This is a genomic window from Streptomyces sp. NBC_00510 (genome assembly GCA_036013505.1).
In the GTDB taxonomy this organism is placed as follows: Bacteria; Actinomycetota; Actinomycetes; order Streptomycetales; family Streptomycetaceae; genus Actinacidiphila.
Map to the genome: position 1 here is coordinate 7,068,829 of CP107851.1, position 19,186 is coordinate 7,088,014.

18 protein-coding genes are annotated in these 19,186 nt (G+C 71.4%); 14 read left to right on the forward strand and 4 right to left on the reverse strand.

All coding sequences use genetic code 11. The annotated features are described in order from the left end of the window. The first annotated feature begins 67 nt into the window (after positions 1 to 67). From OG937_31870 to pgi, 14 genes are all read left to right on the forward strand, one after another. Complete coding sequence (locus OG937_31870; protein WUD75966.1) at positions 68 to 487, forward strand: Rieske (2Fe-2S) protein; 420 nt, start codon at positions 68 to 70, stop codon at positions 485 to 487. A gap of 39 nt (positions 488 to 526) precedes the next feature. Beyond that, complete coding sequence (uvrC, locus tag OG937_31875) at positions 527 to 2,578, forward strand: excinuclease ABC subunit UvrC (GenBank protein ID WUD75967.1); 2,052 nt, start codon at positions 527 to 529, stop codon at positions 2,576 to 2,578. Next, the gene (gene rapZ / locus OG937_31880; protein WUD75968.1) at positions 2,575 to 3,498 is read left to right on the forward strand and encodes an RNase adapter RapZ; all 924 of its coding nucleotides are present in this window, start codon (positions 2,575 to 2,577) and stop codon (positions 3,496 to 3,498) included. Before uvrC ends, rapZ begins: the two co-directional genes overlap by 4 nt. Before the next feature lie 17 nt (positions 3,499 to 3,515). Further along, positions 3,516 to 4,502 carry a uridine diphosphate-N-acetylglucosamine-binding protein YvcK gene (yvcK, locus tag OG937_31885; protein ID WUD75969.1) on the forward strand — a complete coding sequence of 329 codons (987 nt, stop codon included), beginning with the start codon at positions 3,516 to 3,518 and terminating at the stop codon, positions 4,500 to 4,502. After that, positions 4,493 to 5,470: a DNA-binding protein WhiA gene (gene whiA, locus OG937_31890; GenBank protein WUD75970.1), complete on the forward strand. Its 978-nt coding sequence runs from the start codon at positions 4,493 to 4,495 to the stop codon at positions 5,468 to 5,470. Before yvcK ends, whiA begins: the two co-directional genes overlap by 10 nt. Positions 5,471 to 5,643: 173 nt before the next feature. Further along, a complete protein-coding gene (gene gap / locus OG937_31895) occupies positions 5,644 to 6,648 on the forward strand; it encodes a type I glyceraldehyde-3-phosphate dehydrogenase (protein WUD75971.1) in 1,005 nt (334 codons plus the stop codon). 129 nt (positions 6,649 to 6,777) lie between these two features. Then, positions 6,778 to 7,989: a phosphoglycerate kinase gene (locus OG937_31900; protein WUD75972.1), complete on the forward strand. Its 1,212-nt coding sequence runs from the start codon at positions 6,778 to 6,780 to the stop codon at positions 7,987 to 7,989. A gap of 4 nt (positions 7,990 to 7,993) precedes the next feature. Further along, positions 7,994 to 8,770, forward strand: coding sequence for a triose-phosphate isomerase (gene tpiA / locus OG937_31905; protein WUD75973.1), 777 nt, complete (start codon positions 7,994 to 7,996; stop codon positions 8,768 to 8,770). Positions 8,771 to 8,892: 122 nt separating this feature from the next. Beyond that, entirely contained in the window at positions 8,893 to 9,129 is a 237-nt protein-coding gene (gene secG, locus OG937_31910; GenBank protein WUD75974.1) for a preprotein translocase subunit SecG, read from the forward strand. A 163-nt stretch (positions 9,130 to 9,292) separates the two neighbouring features. Beyond that, positions 9,293 to 9,628, forward strand: a complete 336-nt coding sequence (locus tag OG937_31915) for an RNA polymerase-binding protein RbpA (protein ID WUD75975.1) — start codon at positions 9,293 to 9,295, stop codon at positions 9,626 to 9,628. A gap of 111 nt (positions 9,629 to 9,739) precedes the next feature. Then, positions 9,740 to 10,720 carry an ATPase gene (locus tag OG937_31920; GenBank protein WUD75976.1) on the forward strand — a complete coding sequence of 327 codons (981 nt, stop codon included), beginning with the start codon at positions 9,740 to 9,742 and terminating at the stop codon, positions 10,718 to 10,720. A 131-nt stretch (positions 10,721 to 10,851) separates the two neighbouring features. After that, positions 10,852 to 11,619: an SIS domain-containing protein gene (locus OG937_31925; protein ID WUD75977.1), complete on the forward strand. Its 768-nt coding sequence runs from the start codon at positions 10,852 to 10,854 to the stop codon at positions 11,617 to 11,619. A gap of 78 nt (positions 11,620 to 11,697) precedes the next feature. Continuing rightward, positions 11,698 to 12,951, forward strand: a complete 1,254-nt coding sequence (locus OG937_31930; protein WUD75978.1) for an MFS transporter — start codon at positions 11,698 to 11,700, stop codon at positions 12,949 to 12,951. A gap of 46 nt (positions 12,952 to 12,997) precedes the next feature. Beyond that, complete coding sequence (gene pgi, locus OG937_31935) at positions 12,998 to 14,659, forward strand: glucose-6-phosphate isomerase (GenBank protein ID WUD75979.1); 1,662 nt, start codon at positions 12,998 to 13,000, stop codon at positions 14,657 to 14,659. A gap of 87 nt (positions 14,660 to 14,746) precedes the next feature. On the opposite strand, the gene pgl is transcribed toward pgi, so the two are convergent. From pgl to tal, 4 genes are read right to left on the reverse strand one after another with little or no spacing between them, the layout of a single operon-like run. Further along, on the reverse strand, positions 14,747 to 15,529 hold the full coding sequence (gene pgl, locus OG937_31940) for a 6-phosphogluconolactonase (protein WUD75980.1): 783 nt from the start codon (positions 15,527 to 15,529) through the stop codon (positions 14,747 to 14,749). Next, positions 15,526 to 16,530 (reverse strand): glucose-6-phosphate dehydrogenase assembly protein OpcA, encoded by a 1,005-nt coding sequence (opcA, locus tag OG937_31945; protein WUD75981.1) that lies wholly within the window; start codon positions 16,528 to 16,530, stop codon positions 15,526 to 15,528. The genes pgl and opcA overlap by 4 nt, the downstream gene beginning before the upstream one ends. Continuing rightward, positions 16,527 to 18,050 carry a glucose-6-phosphate dehydrogenase gene (gene zwf / locus OG937_31950; protein WUD75982.1) on the reverse strand — a complete coding sequence of 508 codons (1,524 nt, stop codon included), beginning with the start codon at positions 18,048 to 18,050 and terminating at the stop codon, positions 16,527 to 16,529. The genes opcA and zwf overlap by 4 nt, the downstream gene beginning before the upstream one ends. Before the next feature lie 5 nt (positions 18,051 to 18,055). Then, on the reverse strand, positions 18,056 to 19,174 hold the full coding sequence (gene tal, locus OG937_31955; protein ID WUD75983.1) for a transaldolase: 1,119 nt from the start codon (positions 19,172 to 19,174) through the stop codon (positions 18,056 to 18,058). Positions 19,175 to 19,186: the final 12 nt, after the last annotated feature.

Sequence of the window (19,186 nt, forward strand, 5' to 3'; positions counted from 1 at the left end):
TCAGAGTTTCGGCACGTAAGGTGCAGCTTTCAAGCTCTTTTCCTTACGTGCCGAAGCGGAGTCCCTCATGGCCGACATCACCGACCTGCCCCCCTGCCGCCGTACCGTCCTGAAGGGCGCGGCCCTCGTGGGCGTCGCCGGGGTCGGCCTCACCGCCTGCGGCGGCTCCGGCACCGCGGTCTCCGACGGCCCCGTCGAGCTGGGCGCGGCCACCGAGGTCCCGGTCGGCGGCGCCAAGCTCTACCGCGAGGCCAAGATAGTCGTCGCGCAGCCCACGCAGGGCAGCTACCAGGCGTTCAGCGCCGTGTGCACCCACCAGGGCTGCACCTGCGACAAGGTCGAGGGCACCGCCCTGTCCTGCCCCTGCCACGGCAGCGTCTTCGACGCCGCCACCGGCGCCGTCCGCAACGGCCCGGCGACCAAGCCGCTGACCAAGGTCGACGTCCAGGTCAAGGAGGGCAAGCTCGTCGCCGTGACCGGGGCCTGAGACGGCGGGAATGTCACCGTCAATCAGTAGGGTGGGGGCATGGCCGATCCCTCCAGCTACCGCCCCAAGCCGGGACAGATTCCGGACTCCCCCGGGGTGTACAAGTTCCGGGACCAGCACGGCCGGGTGATCTACGTCGGGAAGGCGAAGAGCCTGCGCCAGCGGCTCTCCTCGTACTTCCAGGACATCGCGAACCTGCACCAGCGCACCCGCACGATGGTCACCACCGCCGCCTCCGTGGAATGGACGGTGGTGACCACCGAGGTCGAGGCGCTGCAGCTGGAGTACTCCTGGATCAAGGAGTTCGACCCGCGCTTCAACGTGAAGTACCGGGACGACAAGAGCTATCCCTCGCTCGCCGTCACCCTGAACGAGGAGTTCCCCCGCGTCCAGGTGATGCGCGGCCCCAAGCGCAAGGGCGTGCGCTACTTCGGCCCCTACGCGCACGCCTGGGCGATCCGCGAGACCGTGGACCTGCTGCTGCGGGTCTTCCCCGTGCGCACCTGCTCCTCCGGGGTGTTCAAGCGTTCCGCGCAGATCGGCCGCCCCTGCCTGCTGGGTTACATCGGCAAGTGCTCGGCCCCCTGCGTCGGCCGGGTCAGCGCCGAGGAGCACCGCGAACTGGCCGAGGAGTTCTGCGACTTCATGGCCGGCCGCACCGGCACCTACCTGCGCCGCCTGGAGCAGCAGATGAGGGACGCGGCGGCCGCGATGGAGTACGAGAAGGCGGCCCGGCTCCGGGACGACATCGAGGCACTCAAGCGTGCCCTGGAGAAGAACGCGGTCGTCCTCGCCGACGCCACCGACGCCGACCTGATCGCCGTCGCCGAGGACGAGCTGGAGGCCGCCGTCCAGATCTTCCACGTCCGCGGCGGCCGGGTGCGCGGTCAACGCGGCTGGGTCACCGACCGGGTCGAGGAGGTCGGCACCGCCGGGCTGGTCGAGCACGCCCTGCAGCAGCTGTACGGCGAGGAGCGGGGCGAGGGGGTGCCCAAGGAGGTGCTGGTGCCCGCGCTGCCCGAGCCGTACGAGCCGGTCCAGCAGTGGCTCACCGAGCGCCGCGGCTCCCAGGTCAGCCTGCGGATACCGCAGCGCGGCGACAAGAAGGACCTGATGGCCACCGTGCAGCGCAACGCCCAGCAGGCGCTGGTGCTGCACAAGACCAGGCGCGCCTCCGACCTGACCACGCGCTCCCGCGCGCTGGAGGAGATCGCGCAGGCCCTGGACCTGGACTCGGCGCCGCTGCGCATCGAGTGCTTCGACATCTCCCACCTCCAGGGCGACGACGTCGTCGCCTCGATGGTGGTCTTCGAGGACGGACTGGCCCGCAAGAGCGAGTACCGCCGCTTCCAGATCAAGAGCTTCGCCGGCCAGGACGACGTCCGGTCGATGCACGAGGTGGTCTCCCGGCGCTTCCGCCGCTACCTGCTGGAGAAGCAGAAGACCGGCGAGTGGGTCGACGGGGACGGCGACGGCGACGGTGGCGAGGAGGGCCGCGGCGAGGTCGCCGGCGGTCCCATCGACCCCGACACGGGCAGGCCGCGCAAGTTCGCCTACCCGCCGCAGCTGGTCGTCGTCGACGGCGGGCAGCCCCAGGTCGCCGCCGCCCGGCGGGCCCTGGAGGAGCTCGGCGTGGAGGACGTGGCCGTGTGCGGCCTCGCCAAGCGCCTGGAGGAGGTCTGGCTGCCCGGCGAGGACGACCCGGTGATCCTCCCGCGCACCAGCGAGGGCCTGTACCTGCTGCAGCGGGTCCGCGACGAGGCCCACCGCTTCGCCATCGCCTACCAGCGCAACAAGCGTTCCAAGTCGATGAAGGCCGGTGCCCTGGACTCGGTGCCGGGCCTGGGCGAGAGCCGCCGCCAGGCGCTGCTGAAGCACTTCGGCTCGCTCAAGCGGCTGCGGGCGGCCACGGTCGAGCAGATCTGCGAGGTCCCCGGGGTCGGCCGGCGCACCGCCGAGGCCGTGCTCGCCGCGCTGGCCGGGGCCGCCCCGGCCGGACCGGCGGTGAACACCGCCACAGGAGAGATCATTGAGGAAGAGGGGACGGCCGGTCCCGTGACCGTCCCCACGGAACGGGGGCACAGCTCATGAACGCGAACGACGGAGGCGGAGCACAGGTGACGACCGGAGGAGCGGGAGAGGCGGCCGAGGCCATCCCCGAACTCGTGATCATCTCGGGCATGTCGGGTGCCGGGCGCAGTCACGCGGCCAAGTGTCTTGAGGACCTCGGCTGGTTCGTCGTGGACAACCTGCCGCCGGCCCTCATCCCCACCATGGTCGACCTCGGCGCCCGCTCCCAGGGCAACGTGGCACGGATCGCCGTGGTCGTGGACGTCCGCGGCCGGCGCTTCTTCGACAACCTCCGCGAGTCCCTCGCGGACCTGGACTCCAAGGGCGTCAAGCGCCGGGTGCTCTTCCTCGAGGCCTCCGACGAGACGCTGGTGCGCCGCTTCGAGTCGGTGCGCCGCCCGCACCCGCTGCAGGGCGACGGGCGCATCGTCGACGGCATCGCCAAGGAGCGGGAGCTGCTGAGCGAGCTGCGCGGCGACGCGGACCTGGTGATCGACACCTCCAGCCTCAACGTCCACGAGCTGCGCGCCAAGATGGACGCCCAGTTCGCCGGCGAGGAGGAGCCGGAGCTGCGGGCCACCGTCATGTCCTTCGGCTTCAAGTACGGCCTCCCCGTCGACGCCGACCTGGTCGCGGACTGCCGCTTCCTGCCCAACCCGCACTGGGTGCCGGAGCTGCGGCCGTACACCGGACTCAACGACGAGGTCGCCACCTACGTGTTCAACCAGCCCGGCGCCAAGGAGTTCCTCGACCGCTACGCCGAGTTGCTGCACATCGTCAACGCCGGCTACCGCCGCGAAGGCAAGCGCTACGTGACCATCGCGGTCGGCTGCACCGGTGGCAAGCACCGCAGCGTCGCCATGTCCGAGCGCCTGGCCGCACGACTGTCCGCCGACGGAGTGGAGACGGTGGTCGTCCACCGGGACATGGGGCGCGAGTGATCAGGACGACGCGGCGCTTGCGCCGGTCGGCAGCGCGCAGCGGGGCCACGCCCAAGGTCGTGGCATTGGGAGGCGGGCACGGACTGTCCGCCTCCCTCTCCGCCCTGCGCCGCATCACCCAGGACCTGACCGCGGTGGTCACGGTCGCCGACGACGGCGGCTCCAGCGGCCGCCTGCGCCAGGAGATGGGGGTGCTGCCGCCCGGCGACCTGCGCAAGGCGCTGGCCGCGCTGTGCGGCGACGACGAGTGGGGCCGCACCTGGTCCCAGGTCGTCCAGCACCGCTTCGTCAGCCAGGGCGAGCTGCACGGCCACGCCGTAGGCAACCTGCTGATCGTGGCGCTGTGGGAGCAGCTCGGCGACCCCGTGGCGGCCCTGGAGTGGGTGGGCCGGCTGCTCGGCGCCCACGGCAGGGTGCTGCCCATGTCCGCGGTGCCGCTGGAGCTCACGGCCACGGTGCGCGGTCACGACCCGGCGGAGCCGGACGAGGTCACGACCGTGCACGGCCAGGCCACCGTCGCCCTCACCCCCGGTGAGGTGCAGGAGGTGCAACTGGTGCCGCACGACCCGCCGGCCGTCCCCGAGGCGGTGCAGTCCGTGCTCGACGCGGACTGGGTGGTGCTCGGCCCCGGATCCTGGTTCTCCTCCGTGATGCCCCACCTGCTGGTGCCCGATCTGGTGTCCGCGCTCATGGAGACCAGGGCCCGCAAGGTGCTCGCGCTCAACCTCGCGCCGCAACCGGGTGAGACCGAGGGCTTTTCTCCGCAGCGTCACTTGGAGGTTTTGGCCCGACACGCCCCTAAACTCACCATCGACGTGGTGCTGGCCGACGAGGCCGCCGTGCTCGACCGCGACAGCCTCATACAGGCAGCCGAGCGGTTGTCGGGCACGGTGGAGCTGGCCCGGGTCGCCGCCCCCGACGGGCCGCGGCACGATCCGGAACTGCTGGCGGCCGCGTTCGACCGGATTTTTCGTATGCATGGAAGGATCGGCCCATGGCGATGACGGCAGCGGTGAAGGACGAGATCTCCCGGCTTCCCGTCACCCGGACCTGCTGCCGCAAGGCGGAGGTCTCGGCGATCCTGAGGTTCGCGGGCGGACTGCACCTGGTCAGCGGACGCATCGTGATCGAGGCGGAGCTGGACACCGGAATCGCCGCCCGCAGGCTGCGCAAGGACGTCCTGGAGATCTTCGGGCACTCCTCCGACCTGGTGGTCATGGCGCCCGGCGGGCTGCGCCGCGGCAGCCGGTACGTGGTGCGGGTGGTCGCCGGCGGTGACCAGCTGGCCCGCCAGACCGGGCTCGTCGACGGCCGCGGCCGTCCCATCCGGGGCCTGCCCCCGCAGGTCGTCTCCGGGGCCACCTGCGACGCCGAGGCCGCCTGGCGCGGGGCGTTCCTGGCCCACGGCTCGCTGACCGAGCCGGGCCGTTCCTCGTCCCTGGAGGTCACCTGCCCCGGCCCCGAGGCGGCCCTCGCCCTGGTCGGCGCCGCCCGCCGGCTGCAGATCGCCGCCAAGGCGCGCGAGGTGCGGAACGTCGACCGCGTGGTCGTCCGTGACGGTGACGCCATCGGCGCGCTGTTGACGCGGCTCGGCGCGCACGAGTCGGTGCTGGCGTGGGAGGAGCGGCGGATGCGGCGCGAGGTGCGCGCCACCGCCAACCGGCTCGCCAACTTCGACGACGCGAACCTGCGCCGCTCGGCCCGTGCCGCGGTGGCCGCGGGCGCGCGTGTGCAGCGGGCGCTGGAGATCCTCGGCGAGGAGGTGCCCGAGCACCTCGCGGCGGCCGGCCGGCTGCGCATGGACCACAAGCAGGCCTCGCTGGAGGAACTGGGCTCGCTCGCCGAACCGCCGCTCACCAAGGACGCGGTGGCCGGCCGGATCCGGCGCCTGCTGGCGATGGCCGACAAGCGCGCCTCGGACCTCGGCATCCCGGGCACCGAGTCCAACCTGACCGAGGAGATGGTGGGCTGAACCCGCCGCGGCCCGCCCGCCCCGTCCGGTTACCGTTCCGTACGGCGGGCACCCGTGGCGCCGATGTCACCGCCGGGTGCCCGGGGAGGTAGGGTCGTCCTTGGTCGGGGACATCCCAATACGTCGCAGCCGGAGCGAAATGGCCTCCGGCACACCAGCGAGGAGATCGGTTCGTGACGATCCGCGTAGGCATCAACGGCTTTGGTCGCATCGGTCGAAACTTCTTCCGTGCCGCCCTGGACCAGGGTGCGGACATCGAGATCGTGGCTGTCAACGACCTGGGTGACACGGCCACCACCGCCCACCTGCTCAAGTACGACACGATCCTGGGCCGCCTGAAGGCCGAGGTCACGCACACCGCCGACTCCATCACCGTCGACGGCCACACCATCAAGGTGCTGTCCGAGCGCAACCCCGCCGACATCCCGTGGGGCGAGCTCGGCGTCGACATCGTGATCGAGTCCACCGGCATCTTCACCAAGGCCGCCGACGCCAAGAAGCACCTCGACGGCGGCGCCAAGAAGGTCATCATCTCGGCGCCCGCCTCCGACGAGGACATCACCATCGTGATGGGCGTCAACAACGAGAAGTACGACCCGGCGAAGCACAACATCATCTCCAACGCGTCCTGCACCACCAACTGTGTGGCGCCGATGGCCAAGGTCCTCGACGAGAACTTCGGCATCGTCAAGGGCCTGATGACCACCGTGCACGCGTACACCAACGACCAGCGCATCCTGGACTTCCCGCACAAGGACCTGCGTCGCGCCCGTGCCGCCGCGGAGAACATCATCCCGACCTCGACGGGTGCCGCGAAGGCCACCGCCCTGGTGCTCCCGCAGCTGAAGGGCAAGCTGGACGGCATCGCCATGCGCGTCCCGGTCCCGACCGGCTCCGTGACCGACCTGGTCATCGAGCTCGAGCGCGAGGTCACCAAGGACGAGGTCAACGCCGCCTTCCAGAAGGCCGCCGAGGGCCAGCTCAAGGGCATCCTGGAGTACACCGAGGACCCGATCGTCTCGTCGGACATCGTCAACTGGCCGGCCTCCTGCACCTTCGACTCCTCGCTGACGATGGCGCAGGGCAAGCAGGTCAAGGTCATCGGCTGGTACGACAACGAGTGGGGCTACTCCAACCGCCTCGTCGACCTGACCGTCTTCGTCGGCGGCCAGCTCTGACACCCGCTCGACCGCCCGCCATGCGATGAGGACAGGGTCCGGACGACGTGCCGTCGTCCGGGCCCTGTCCCATGACGTGGCGGTCGGAGCGATCCGACCAGTCAGGACCAAGGCAGGGGAGCCTCCACCATGAAGACGATCGACGAACTCGTCGACGAGGGGGTCGGCGGCAAGCGTGTGTTCGTGCGCGCCGACCTCAACGTGCCGCTGTCCGGCACCACCATCACCGACGACGGCCGCATCCGCGCCGTCGTACCGACCATCGCCAAGCTGGCCGAGGCCGGCGCCAAGGTGATCGTCGCCTCCCACCTGGGCCGCCCCAAGGGCGCGCCCGACCCGCAGTTCTCGCTCGCCCCCGTCGCGGCGCGCCTGGGCGAACTCCTCGGCACGCAGGTGGCGTTCGCGACCGACACGGTCGGCGAGAGCGCCCGCGGGACGGTGGACGCCCTCACCGACGGCTCGGTGGCGCTGCTGGAGAACCTGCGCTTCAACCCGGGCGAGACCAGCAAGGACGACGCCGAGCGCGGCGCCTTCGCCGGGCAGCTGGCCGAGCTGGCCGAGCTGTACGTCGGTGACGGCTTCGGCGCGGTGCACCGCAAGCACGCCTCCGTGTACGACCTCCCGGCCCGGCTGCCGCATGCCGCGGGCCTGCTGATCGCCACCGAGGTCACCGTGCTGAAGAAGCTCACCGAGGACGTGTCCCGTCCGTACGCGGTGGTGCTCGGCGGCGCCAAGGTCTCCGACAAGCTGGGGGTCATCGACCACCTGCTGGAGCGTGCCGACCGGATCCTGATCGGCGGCGGCATGGTCTACACGTTCCTCAAGGCCCAGGGCCACGAGGTGGGCAAGAGCCTGCTGCAGGAGGACCAGATCCCCGCGGTCAAGGAGTACCTGGAGCGCGCGAAGGCCAAGGGCGTGGAGTTCGTGCTGCCCGTGGACGTCGTCGCCGCCCCGTCCTTCCCGGATCTGAAGGACCCGGTCGACACCAACCCGGCGGTCGTCGGCGTCGACGCCATCCCCGCCGACCTGCAGGGCCTGGACATCGGTCCGGAGTCCCGCAAGGTCTTCGCCTCGAAGCTCGCCGACGCGGCAACCGTCTTCTGGAACGGCCCGATGGGCGTCTTCGAGCACCCCGACTACGCCGAGGGCACCCGCGCGATCGCCCAGGCGCTGATCGACAGCCCCGCGTTCACCGTGGTCGGCGGCGGCGACTCGGCCGCGGCCGTCCGTATCCTGGGCTTCGACGAGAACGCTTTCGGCCACATCTCGACCGGTGGTGGCGCGAGCCTCGAGTACCTCGAGGGCAAGACGCTCCCCGGCCTCGCCGCACTGGAGGACTGACCCGATGACCTCGCGCACGCCGATCATGGCGGGCAACTGGAAGATGAACCTCAACCACCTCGAGGCCATCCACCACGTCCAGAAGCTCGCCTTCGCGCTCAACGACAAGGACTTCGACGCCGTCGAGGCCGTCGTGCTGCCGCCCTTCACCGACCTCCGGGGGGTGCAGACCCTGATCGAGGCCGACAAGCTGAAGATCAAGTACGGCGCCCAGGACCTGTCGGCGCACGACTCCGGTGCCTACACCGGTGAGATCTCCGGCTCGATGCTGGCCAAGCTGAAGTGCTCGTACGTGGTCATCGGCCACTCGGAGCGCCGCCAGTACCACCACGAGACCGACGAGCAGGTGAACGCCAAGGTCAAGGCGGCGTTCCGGCACGAGCTGACGCCGATCGTCTGCGTCGGCGAGGGCCTGGACGTCCGCAAGGCCGGTGAGCAGGTGGCGTACACCCTCGCCCAGGTCGACGGCGCCCTGAAGGACATCCCGGCCGAGCAGGCCGCGACCCTGGTCGTGGCGTACGAGCCGGTGTGGGCCATCGGCACCGGCGAGGTCGCCACCCCCGAGGACGCCCAGGAAGTCTGCGGGGCGATCCGCGGCCGTCTGGCCGAGCTGTACGGCCAGGAGGTGGCCGACGCAATCCGCATCCAGTACGGCGGTTCGGTCAAGGCCGGCAACATCGCGGCGATCATGGCGCAGCCGGACGTGGACGGCGCCCTGGTCGGCGGCGCGGCGCTGGACCCGGAGGAGTTCGTCAAGATCATCCGCTTCCGCGACCAGTAAGTTTCGCGGCAGTAGGCTGTCGGGCCCTGCCCGAAGTACTCTGTCGGGGGTCGGAGCGCTGCATAGCAGGCAGCGGCCCGGCCCCCGCGTCGTCCTAGGTCACCGAGAGAGTTGGTCCAGCTGTGGTCATCGGGTTCTCCATCGCCCTCATCATCTTCAGCCTGCTGCTGTTGCTGCTCGTGCTGATGCACAAGGGCAAGGGTGGCGGTCTGTCCGACATGTTCGGCGGCGGCATGCAGTCGTCCGTCGGCGGTTCCTCGGTGGCCGAGCGCAACCTCGACCGGATCACGGTTGTCATCGGTCTGCTGTGGTTTGCGTGCATTGTCGCTCTCGGGCTTCTGCTGAAGTTCCAGAAGTGACCGAGTCCCCGGCTTCCGGGGAGAAGTGACGCTTCGTCGTCGGCGCGACTTATCATGGGAGCGCGTCATGGGATACGGTGCCCTTTCCCCGCAGGCGCGGGGGGTGGACCGGTCTCCGTAAACTGGGCGACCTCGCAGCACCATCACGCAGGGAGTTACGACCGTGGCAAGTGGCAACGCGATCCGTGGCAGTCGGGTCGGGGCGGGGCCGATGGGAGAGGCCGAGCGGGGCGAGTCCGCGCCGCGCCTGCGCATCTCCTTCTGGTGCTCCAACGGGCACGAGACCCGGCCGAGTTTCGCGAGCGACGCGCAGATCCCGGAGACCTGGGACTGCCCTCGCTGCGGCTTCCCGGCCGGACAGGACGAGGAGAACCCCCCGGCGCCGCCGCGCACCGAACCGTACAAGACGCATCTGGCGTACGTGCGGGAGCGGCGCAGCGCGGCCGACGGCGAGGCGATCCTCGCCGAGGCGCTCGCCAAGCTGCGCGGCGAGATCTGAGCCGCACCGGCTGAAACTCCACGGGCCCGGCCCGCGAGGAAGACCCTTCTTTCGCGGCCGGGCCCGTCGCGTCCCTTCGACTGTGCGTAACCAAAACGTATACTCCGTGTCGTGTCTCTGGTGATCGGCATCGATGCGGGCGGAACCCGGACGCGCGCCTACCTGGCGGAGGCGGCGCGCGAAGGCGTGGTGCTCGGCGAGGGCGAGGGCGGGCCCGGCAACGCGATGACCGTCGAACGTGTGGCGCTGACGCAGCACCTCGCGGACGCCATCCGCGGCGCGGTCCCGGAGGACCGCAGAGGCGAGGTCACGTCCGTCGTGGGCGGCTTCGCCGGCGCGGCGCTCGGCACCGGCCCCGAGACGGGGCACGAACTGGCCACCTCCTGTCTGCGGGCGGCGCTCGACAGCCACGGCGTCGGCACGCCCGAGGTGACGGTCTGCGGCGACATCGAGGTCGCCTTCGCCTCCGCGCCGGGCACGCCGGCGGACGGTCTGGCCCTGGTCGCCGGGACGGGAGCCGTCGCCGCGCGGATCGAGAAGCGCCAGCAGACCCTCGTCGCGGACGGCAACGGCTGGTTGATCGGCGACGAGGGCAGCGGATTCTGGCTGGGCCGCGAGGTCATGCGGGCCGCCCTGCGCGCGCTGGACGGGCGCGGGCCGTGGACGATCCTCGTCGAGGGCGTGCTCTCCCACTACATGGGTTCCCCCGGAGGCCCGTACCTCGCCCAGGAGCGTCCCGGCGGCCATGAGTGCCACGTGCTGCGCAACCGTCTGGTGCCGTTGGTGTACGCCGAACCCCCGGTCAGGCTGGCCCGGTTGAGCCCGCTCGCCGTCACCGCCGACCGGGACGGCGACGAGGTCGCCGGTTCCCTGCTGGACGACGCCGCCGACGAACTCGCCGCCACCGTCGCCGCGCTCGACCCGCGCCCGGGCGAACCCCTGGTCGTCACCGGCGGGCTGCTGGGCCCGACGGGGCCGTTGCTCGGCCGGGTGGTGGCCCGTGCCGAGGAGATGGATCTGGACGTCCAGCCGGTGCGCGACGGTGGCGCGGGCGCGCTGGCGTTGGCCCGGCTGCGGGTGAGCGGGGACTGAGCGGGAGCGAACCGGACGGTTCGGGTGGCGCCGACAGGAGGTGTCCGCGGAGGGATTGACGTGGACTAGACCTCTCGTCCATCGTTTCGGAGGAGCATCCGCCGGATCACTGGACTCAGGGGGAATCGGCCATGGCCGACGACGTGACGACCACCGCCGCACGCTTCGCCGAGGAGGCGAGGACGGTCATCGACCGCGTGGTCGCCGGCAACAAGGACTCCGTGGCCGCCGCCGCCCGGCTGATCGCCGACTGCGTCGCCGCGGACGGCATCGTCCAGGCCTTCGGGACCGGCCACTCGCAGGCCACGGCGCTGGAGATCGCCGGACGTGCCGGTGGGCTCATCCCCACCAACCGCATCGGGCTGTCGGACCTGGTGCTCCGGGGCGGCGAGGACCTCTCGGTGCTCTCCGACCCGTTGCTGGAGCGATCGCCGGGGCTCGGCAAGCGCCTGTACGAACTGGCCGCCCCGCATCCGCGGGACGTCTTCGTCGTCATCTCCAACTCCGGCGTCAACAACTCGATCGTCGACTTCGCCCTGCACGTGAAGGACGCCGGCCACCCGCTGATCGCCCTCACCTCGCTGCGGCACACCCGTTCCGTCCCGGCACTGCACGCCGGCGGCAAGCGCCTGGCCGACGTCGCCGACGTCGTCCTGGACAACGGCGCGCCGACCGGCGACGCCCTGCTCCCGCTGCCCGACGGCGGCTCGCTGTGCGGGATCTCCACGATCACCTCGGCCATGCTCGTCCAGATGACCGTCGCCGAGGCCGTCGGCCTGATGACCGCCGAGGGCCACCAGGCACCGGTGTACGTCTCGGCCAACGTCCCCGGCGGCTTCGAGCGCAACCTCGTCCTGGAGCGCCACTACGGGGAGAGACTGCACCGCGGAGGGTTCTGACCTGCGCGGACGCTGCGTTGTCAGTGGCCCCCGCTACGGTCTGTGACGAAGGTCGAAGACCGGTGAGCGGGGGGATCCATGAGCGTCGGCATCGCGCAGGGCCGGGAGCGCACGCCGCAGTGGCGGGGCGGGTTCGGGCGGCTGTGGACGGCAGCGGCGATCTCGCGGTTCGGTGACGGGCTGCGGGCGGCGGCGCTGCCGCTGCTCGCCGTGGGCCTGACCGACTCGCCGCTGCTGGTCTCGCTCGTCACCGCCGCCGGCTTCGTGCCCTGGCTCGTCTTCGGGCTGCTCGGCGGGGCGGTGGCCGACCGGGTGGACCAACGGCGCGCCATGTGGGCGGTGGACGCAGTGCGGGGCGCGCTCACGGCCGTCTTCGCGCTCGCGGTGTGGCTGGACCGGGCGGGCATCGCGTTGCTGCTCGTGCTGGCGTTCGCGCTGGCCACACTGCAGACCCTCTTCGACAACGCGGCGACCTCCCTGCTGCCGGCGGTCGTCCCCTCCCGGTCCCTGGGCCGCGCCAACGCCCGCCTGATGACCGGTCAGACCATGGCCGCGACCTTCCTCGCCGCGCCGCTGGTGCCGGTGCTGTTCGGCCTCACGGCCGCGCTGCCGTTCGGGGTGGACGCCCTCACCTACGCGGTCGCGGCCGGGTTGGTGGCCTCGCTGCGGCTGCCCGCACCCGAACGGGCGGCGCGGGCCGCGGGACGCACGATGCGGCAGGACATCGCCGAGGGCATACGGGTGCTGTGGCGGGACCGCGTGCTCAGGGCGCTGTGCACGGCCAACACCGTGGTCAACGTGGGCATCGGCGCCCTGGTGGCGACCCTCGTCCTCCAGGTCACCGGCTGGCTCCACGCGGGGCACACGGGATACGCCCTCGTGCTGGTCGCCTACGGGGCGGGCAGCGTGGCCGGGGGAGCGGCCGCGGGGCGGCTCTCCGCGCTGCTGGGCGGCCGCGTCAGGAGCCTGGCGCCGGGCCTGGCCCTCCAGGCCGGCTGCCTGGTCGTGGCCGGCACCGTGCGCTCCCTGCCGGTGACCGCGGCCGCCCTGGCCGTCTTCGGAGCCCTCGGCATGGTGTGGAACGTCAATGAGACCACCCTGATGCAGCAGCGCACGCCCGAGAAGTTGCTGGGCAGGGTGAGCGCGGCCATGCGCACCCTGGGAGTGGCGGGGGCTCCGCTCGGCGCCCTGCTGGGCGGCGCCGCGGCGCAGATCCTCGGACCGAACGCCCCGCTGCTGCTCGCGGCCGCCGTGCTGGGCTGCGCGTTGCCTGTTCTTCGTCCGATCGTCACCACGCCAGACGGCGGACGTGAAACAACGGCGTGCAGGTAATCAACTAGTTTGGACCTGCAGCAGGAGGACGAGGAGAAGTGGACTGATGTCCGATACCAACACGCAGGGCCGAACCCGTCTCGACCAGCGGCCCGAGTGGCACGCGCTCGCCGAGCACCACGAGGAGCTGGGCGCGACCCACCTGCGGGAGCTGTTCGCCGCCGACCCGGACCGCGCCCGGCGCTACACCGTGCAGGTCGGCGATCTCCATCTGGACTACTCCAAGCACCTGGTGACCGACGAGACGCTGCGTCTGCTGCGCGACCTCGCGGCGGCCACCGGTGTCGCCGCACTGCGGGACGCCATGTTCCGCGGCGAGAAGATCAACGTCACCGAGGACCGTGCCGTGCTGCACACGGCGCTGCGCGCCCCGCAGTCGGCCGAGATCACGGTCGACGGCGTCAACGTGGTGCCCGGGGTCCACCACGTGCTCACCCGGATGGGGAGCTTCGCCAACTCCGTCCGCACGGGCAAGTGGGTGGGCTCGACCGGACGCCGCATCAAGAACGTGGTGAACATCGGCATCGGCGGCTCCGACCTGGGACCGGCGATGGCCTACGAGGTGCTGCGCGCGTTCACCGACCGCGGGCTCACCTTCCGGTTCGTCTCCAACGTGGACGGCGCCGACCTCCACGAGGCGCTGCACGGCCTGGACCCCGCCGAGACGCTGTTCATCGTCGCGTCCAAGACGTTCACCACCATCGAGACCATCACCAACGCCACCTCGGCGCGCGAGTGGCTGCTCGACGGGCTCGGCGGCGACCAGGACGCGGTGCGCTTCCACTTCGTGGCGGTGTCCACGAACGCGGCGGAGGTCTCCAAGTTCGGCATCGACACCGACAACATGTTCGAGTTCTGGGACTGGGTCGGCGGGCGCTACTCGTACCCGTCCGCCATCGGGCTCTCGCTGATGATCGCCATCGGCGAGGAGCAGTTCCGGGAGATGCTGGCCGGCTTCCACCTCGTCGACGAGCACTTCCGCACCGCCCCTCCGGAGGCCAACGCGCCGCTGCTGATGGGTCTGCTGGGCGTCTGGTACGGGCAGTTCTTCGACGCGCAGGCGCACGCGGTCCTGCCGTACAGCCACTACCTGTCGAAGTTCACGGCCTACCTGCAGCAGCTCGACATGGAGTCCAACGGCAAGTACGTGGACCGGGAGGGACGGCCCGTCGACTGGCAGACCGGCCCGGTCGTGTGGGGCACGCCCGGCACCAACGGGCAGCACGCCTACTACCAGCTGCTGCACCAGGGCACGAAGTTCATCCCCGCGGACTTCATCGGCTTCGCCAACCCGGTCGACGAGCTGGAGCCGGCCTTCGCCGCCCAGCACGACCTGCTGATGGCCAACTTCTTCGCCCAGACGCAGGCGCTGGCCTTCGGCAAGACCAGCGAGGAGGTCCGTGCCGAGGGCGTCCCGGAGGCGCAGGTCCCGCACCGCACCTTCCGCGGCAACCACCCGACGACGACCGTCCTCGCCAAGGAGCTGACCCCCTCGGTGCTGGGGCAGCTGGTGGCGCTCTACGAGCACAAGGTCTTCGTGCAGGGCGCGGTCTGGAACATCGACTCCTTCGACCAGTGGGGCGTCGAGCTGGGCAAGGTCCTCGCCAAGCGCGTGGAGCCCGCCCTGACCGAGGGCGCCGAGGTGCCCGGTCTTGACGCGTCCTCCAAGGCCCTCGTGGCCACCTACCGGTCGCTGCGCGGCCGCTGAGACGCCGCGGACGCGGTAAAAGGACGCCGGGCGGGCTCCGAGGAGCCCGCCCGGCGTCTTGCGTCGCGTCCCGTGCCGGTCACCGCCTCACGGAGAGGACGGCGGGTACAGCTGCGGGGGCAGCTTCGCGGCGGCCGTGCGGTCCAGCAGCCACAGCGTGCGGGCCCGCCCGTGGGCACCCGCCGCCGGGGCCTGGATCTCACCGGGCCCGGACAGGGCGATGGCCACGGCGCCCGCCTTGTCCTCGCCCGCCGCCAGCAGCCACACCTCGCGGGCGGCACGGATGGCGGGCAGGGTGAGCGAGATCCGGGTCGGCGGCGGCTTGGGGGAGCCGTGCACGCCCACGACCGTGCGCTCGGTCTCGCGGACCCCGGGATGCCCGGGGAACAGCGAGGCCACGTGCGTGTCCGGCCCCACGCCGAGCATCAGCACGTCGAAGGAGGGCACCGGCCCGTGGTCCTCGGGACCGGCCGCCGCCGCCAGTTCCTGCGCGTAGGCCTCGGCCGCGGCGTCCGCGTCGTTGCCGAGCGGCCCGTCCGAGGGCGGCATGGGATGCACCCGCGCCGGGTCGACGGGAACCGCGTCGAGCAGCGCCTCACGGGCCTGGGTCTCGTTGCGCTCCGGATCGCCCGAGGGCAGGAACCGCTCGTCGCCCCACCACAGATCCAGCCGCGTCCAGTCCACCGCGTCCCTGGCCGGCGAGGCGGCCAGGGCGGCGAGCAGGGCGTTGCCGTTGCGTCCGCCGGTGAGCACCACCGAGGCGGAGCCGCGGGCGGCCTGGGCGTCCACGATCTTCGTGATCAGCCGGGCCGCCGCGGCCTGCGCCATCAGTTCCTTGTCCCGGTGGACCACCACCTGGGGTGCGGTCACGTGACGGCCGCCTTGTCCGAACCGCCGTTCTGGGCCGGTCCCGCCCCCGCGGCGGCCGGCTCGGCGGCGTCCTCGGCGCGCCCCAGCCGGTCCACGCCGAACTTGACCGCGGCCGCGTACGCCTCGTCGGGGTCGAGCCGGCGCAGCTCCTCGGCGATCAGGTCCGAGGTCGCCCGCCGCTGCAGCGCCACGTGCCGGTCCGGCTGGCCGGGGATGGCGAGCTCGGCCAGGGCGCCGGTCGGCCGGTCCAGGCAGATCTCGCCGTCCGCGGTCGCCAGCCGTACGGCGGTGATGCCGGGGCCGTCGGAGACCTTCCGCCTGACGGGCACACCGAGCCGCCGGGCGAGCCACAGCCCGAGCAGCTCCGTGCTCGGGTTGTACGCCTCGCCCTCGACGACGGCGCCCTTGACCGCTGCCTCCTTCTGGTCCAGGGCCGCGGCCAGCACGCTGCGCCACGGGGTGATCCGGGTCCAGGCGAGGTCGGTGTCGCCGGGGGTGTACGTCTCGGCGCGCAGTCCCAGTGCGGCGACCGGGTCCTCGGTGGCCGCCGCGTCGGTGATCCGGCGCGCCGCGAGCTGGCCCAGCAGGTCCTCGGCGGGGTTCGCCGGGGCGTCCTCGGGCCACCAGACGACGACGGGGGCGTCGGGCAGCAGCAGCGGCAGCACGACGCTCTCGGCGTGGTCGGCGAGTTCGCCGTGGAGGCGGAGCAGGACGGTCTCGCCGGTGCCGGACTCGCCGCCGACGCGTACCTCGGCGTCGAGGCGGGCGCTGCGCCGGTCCCGGGGGGAGCGGCCGGGGCGCTTGATGACGACCAGGATGCGCGAGGGGTGCTCGCGCGAGGCGTCGGAGGCGGCCTTGAGGGCGTCGTAGTGGTTGCCCTCGTCGGTGACGATGACCAGGGTCAGCACCATGCCGACGGCCGGACTGCCGATGGCCCGGCGCGCCTTGATCAGCGCCGAATTGATCTTGCTTGAGGTCGTCTCGGTCAGGTCGATGTTCATGGCCGGCGCCAGCTCCTGCCGTCTCGTGCGAGCATCTCGTCCGCCCCCTTCGGACCCCAGGTGCCCGCGGTGTACTGCTCGGGCTTGCCGTGCCGGTCCCAGTACTCCTCGATCGGGTCGAGGATCCGCCAGGACTCCTCGACCTCCTGGTGCCGGGGGAAGAGGTTGGCGTCGCCGAGCAGGACGTCCAGGATCAGCCGTTCGTAGGCCTCCGGGCTGGACTCGGTGAAGGACTCGCCGTAGGCGAAGTCCATCGTCACGTCCCGGATCTCCATCGAGGTGCCCGGCACCTTCGAGCCGAACCTGATCGTCACGCCCTCGTCCGGCTGGACCCGGATGACCAGGGCGTTCTGCCCGAGCTCCTCGGTCGCGGTGTTGTCGAACGGGGAGTGCGGGGCGCGCTGGAAGACGACCGCGATCTCGGTGACGCGGCGGCCCAGGCGCTTGCCGGCGCGCAGGTAGAAGGGGACGCCCGCCCAGCGGCGGTTGTCGATGGCCAGCTTGATGGCGGCGTAGGTGTCGGTCTTGGACTTGGCGTCGATGCCGTCCTCCTCCAGGTACCCGAGCACCTCCTCCCCGCCCTGCCAGCCGTGCGCGTACTGCCCGCGCACGGTGTGCCTGCCGAGGTCCGCCGGCAGCTTGACCGCCTGCAGCACCTTGAGCTTCTCCTGCACCAGCGACTTGGCCTCAAAGGAGGCGGGCTCCTCCATGGCGGTCAGCGCGAGCAGTTGGAGCAGGTGGTTCTGGATGACGTCGCGCGCGGCGCCGATCCCGTCGTAGTAGCCCGCGCGACCGCCGATGCCGATGTCCTCGGCCATCGTGATCTGCACGTGGTCGACGTAGGAGCGGTTCCACAGCGGCTCGAACATCGTGTTGGCGAAGCGCAGCGCCAGGATGTTCTGGACGGTCTCCTTGCCCAGGTAGTGGTCGATCCGGAAGACGTCCTGGGAGCGGAAGACCTGGTGGACGACCTGGTTGAGCTCCTGGGCGCTGGCCAGGTCATGGCCGAAGGGCTTCTCGATGACGGCGCGTCGCCAGGAGCCCTCGGGAGGATCGGACAGCCCGTGCTTCTTCAGCTGCTGGACCACGCTCGGGAAGAACTTGGGCGGCACCGAGAGGTAGAAGGCGAAGTTGCCGCCCGTACCGCGGGCCTTGTCCAGCTCGTCGACCGTGGCGCGCAGCTTCTCGAAGGCCTGGTCGTCGCCGAAGTCGCCGGGGACGAACCGCATCCCCTCGGAGAGCTGCTGCCAGACCTCCTCGCGGAAGGGGGTGCGCGCGTGCTCCTTGACGGAGTCGTGGACGACCTGCGCGAAGTCCTCGTCCGCCCAGTCGCGGCGCGCGAAGCCGACGAGCGAGAAGCCCGGCGGCAGCAGCCCGCGGTTGGCGAGGTCGTACACGGCAGGCATCAGCTTTTTGCGTGACAAATCGCCCGTGACGCCGAAGATCACCAGGCCCGACGGTCCCGCGATGCGCGGGAGCCGTCGGTCCGATGCGTCACGCAGCGGGTTGGCGCTGCTCAACGTGCTTACGCCTCCTTCGGCGCCAGGCGCTTGAGCTCGGCCTCGGTCGAGCCCAGCAGCTCGTTCCAGGATGCCGCGAACTTCTCGACGCCCTCGTCCTCCAGCAGCTGGACGACGTCGTCGTACGAGATGCCGAGCGCGGCGATCGCGTCCAGCTCGCCCTGGGACTGCTCGTACGTGCCGCGGATGGTGTCCCCGGTGACCTCACCGTGGTCGGCCACCGCGTCGAGCGTGGCCTCGGGCATGGTGTTGACGATGCCCGGGGCGACCAGCTCGGTCACGTACAGGGTGTCCGGGTAGGACGGGTCCTTCACACCGGTGGAGGCCCACAGCGGACGCTGCTTGTGCGCGCCCTCGTGCTCCAGCGCCTGCCAGCGGTCGGAGGAGAAGACCTCCTCGTACGCCTGGTAGGCGAGCCTGGCGTTGGCGACGGCGGCCTTGCCCTTGAGGGACTTGGCCTCGTCGCTGCCCAGCTTCTCCAGGCGCTTGTCGATCTCGCTGTCCACGCGCGAGACGAAGAAGGAGGCCACCGAGCGGATCAGGGAGAGGTCCAGGCCCGCGGCCCGGGCCTTCTCCAGGCCCGCCAGGTAGGCGTCCATGACCTCGCGGTAGCGCTCCAGGGAGAAGATCAGCGTGACGTTGACGCTGATGCCCCGGCCGATCACCTCGGTGATGGCCGGCAGGCCCGCCTTGGTGGCCGGGATCTTGATCAGGGTGTTGGGCCGGTCCACCAGCCAGGCGAGCTGCTTGGCCTCGGCGATGGTGGCGGCGGTGTTGTGCGCCAGACGCGGGTCGACCTCGATGGACACCCGGCCGTCCTGGCCGCCGCTGGCGTCGTACAGCGGGCGCAGCACGTCGGCGGCGTCGCGCACGTCAGCGGTGGTGATCATGCGCAGGGCCTCGTCCACCGTCAGCTTCCGGGCGGCGAGGTCGGTGAGCTGCTGCTCGTAGCCGTCCCCGCCGGCGATCGCCTTCTGGAAGATCGACGGGTTGGTGGTGACGCCGACCACGTGGCTCTGGTCCATGAGCTCGGCCAGGTTGCCGGAGGTGATCCGCTTACGGGACAGGTCGTCGAGCCAGATCGCCACGCCCTCGTCGGAGAGGCGCTTGAGTGCGTCTGTCATGGGTTCTGCATC

Excerpts from the sequence above, each read along its gene's own strand:
- OG937_31870 (WUD75966.1), top strand. The coding sequence starts at position 68 with ATGGCCGACATCACCGACCTGCCCCCCTGCCGCCGTACCGTCCTGAAG.
- uvrC (WUD75967.1), top strand. The coding sequence starts at position 527 with ATGGCCGATCCCTCCAGCTACCGCCCCAAGCCGGGACAGATTCCGGAC.
- rapZ (WUD75968.1), top strand. The coding sequence starts at position 2,575 with ATGAACGCGAACGACGGAGGCGGAGCACAGGTGACGACCGGAGGAGCG.
- whiA (WUD75970.1), top strand. The coding sequence starts at position 4,493 with ATGGCGATGACGGCAGCGGTGAAGGACGAGATCTCCCGGCTTCCCGTC.
- OG937_31900 (WUD75972.1), top strand. The coding sequence starts at position 6,778 with ATGAAGACGATCGACGAACTCGTCGACGAGGGGGTCGGCGGCAAGCGT.
- tpiA (WUD75973.1), top strand. The coding sequence starts at position 7,994 with ATGACCTCGCGCACGCCGATCATGGCGGGCAACTGGAAGATGAACCTC.
- OG937_31925 (WUD75977.1), top strand. The coding sequence starts at position 10,852 with ATGGCCGACGACGTGACGACCACCGCCGCACGCTTCGCCGAGGAGGCG.
- OG937_31930 (WUD75978.1), top strand. The coding sequence starts at position 11,698 with ATGAGCGTCGGCATCGCGCAGGGCCGGGAGCGCACGCCGCAGTGGCGG.
- pgi (WUD75979.1), top strand. The coding sequence starts at position 12,998 with ATGTCCGATACCAACACGCAGGGCCGAACCCGTCTCGACCAGCGGCCC.
- opcA (WUD75981.1), bottom strand. The coding sequence starts at position 16,530 with ATGAACATCGACCTGACCGAGACGACCTCAAGCAAGATCAATTCGGCG.
- tal (WUD75983.1), bottom strand. The coding sequence starts at position 19,174 with ATGACAGACGCACTCAAGCGCCTCTCCGACGAGGGCGTGGCGATCTGG.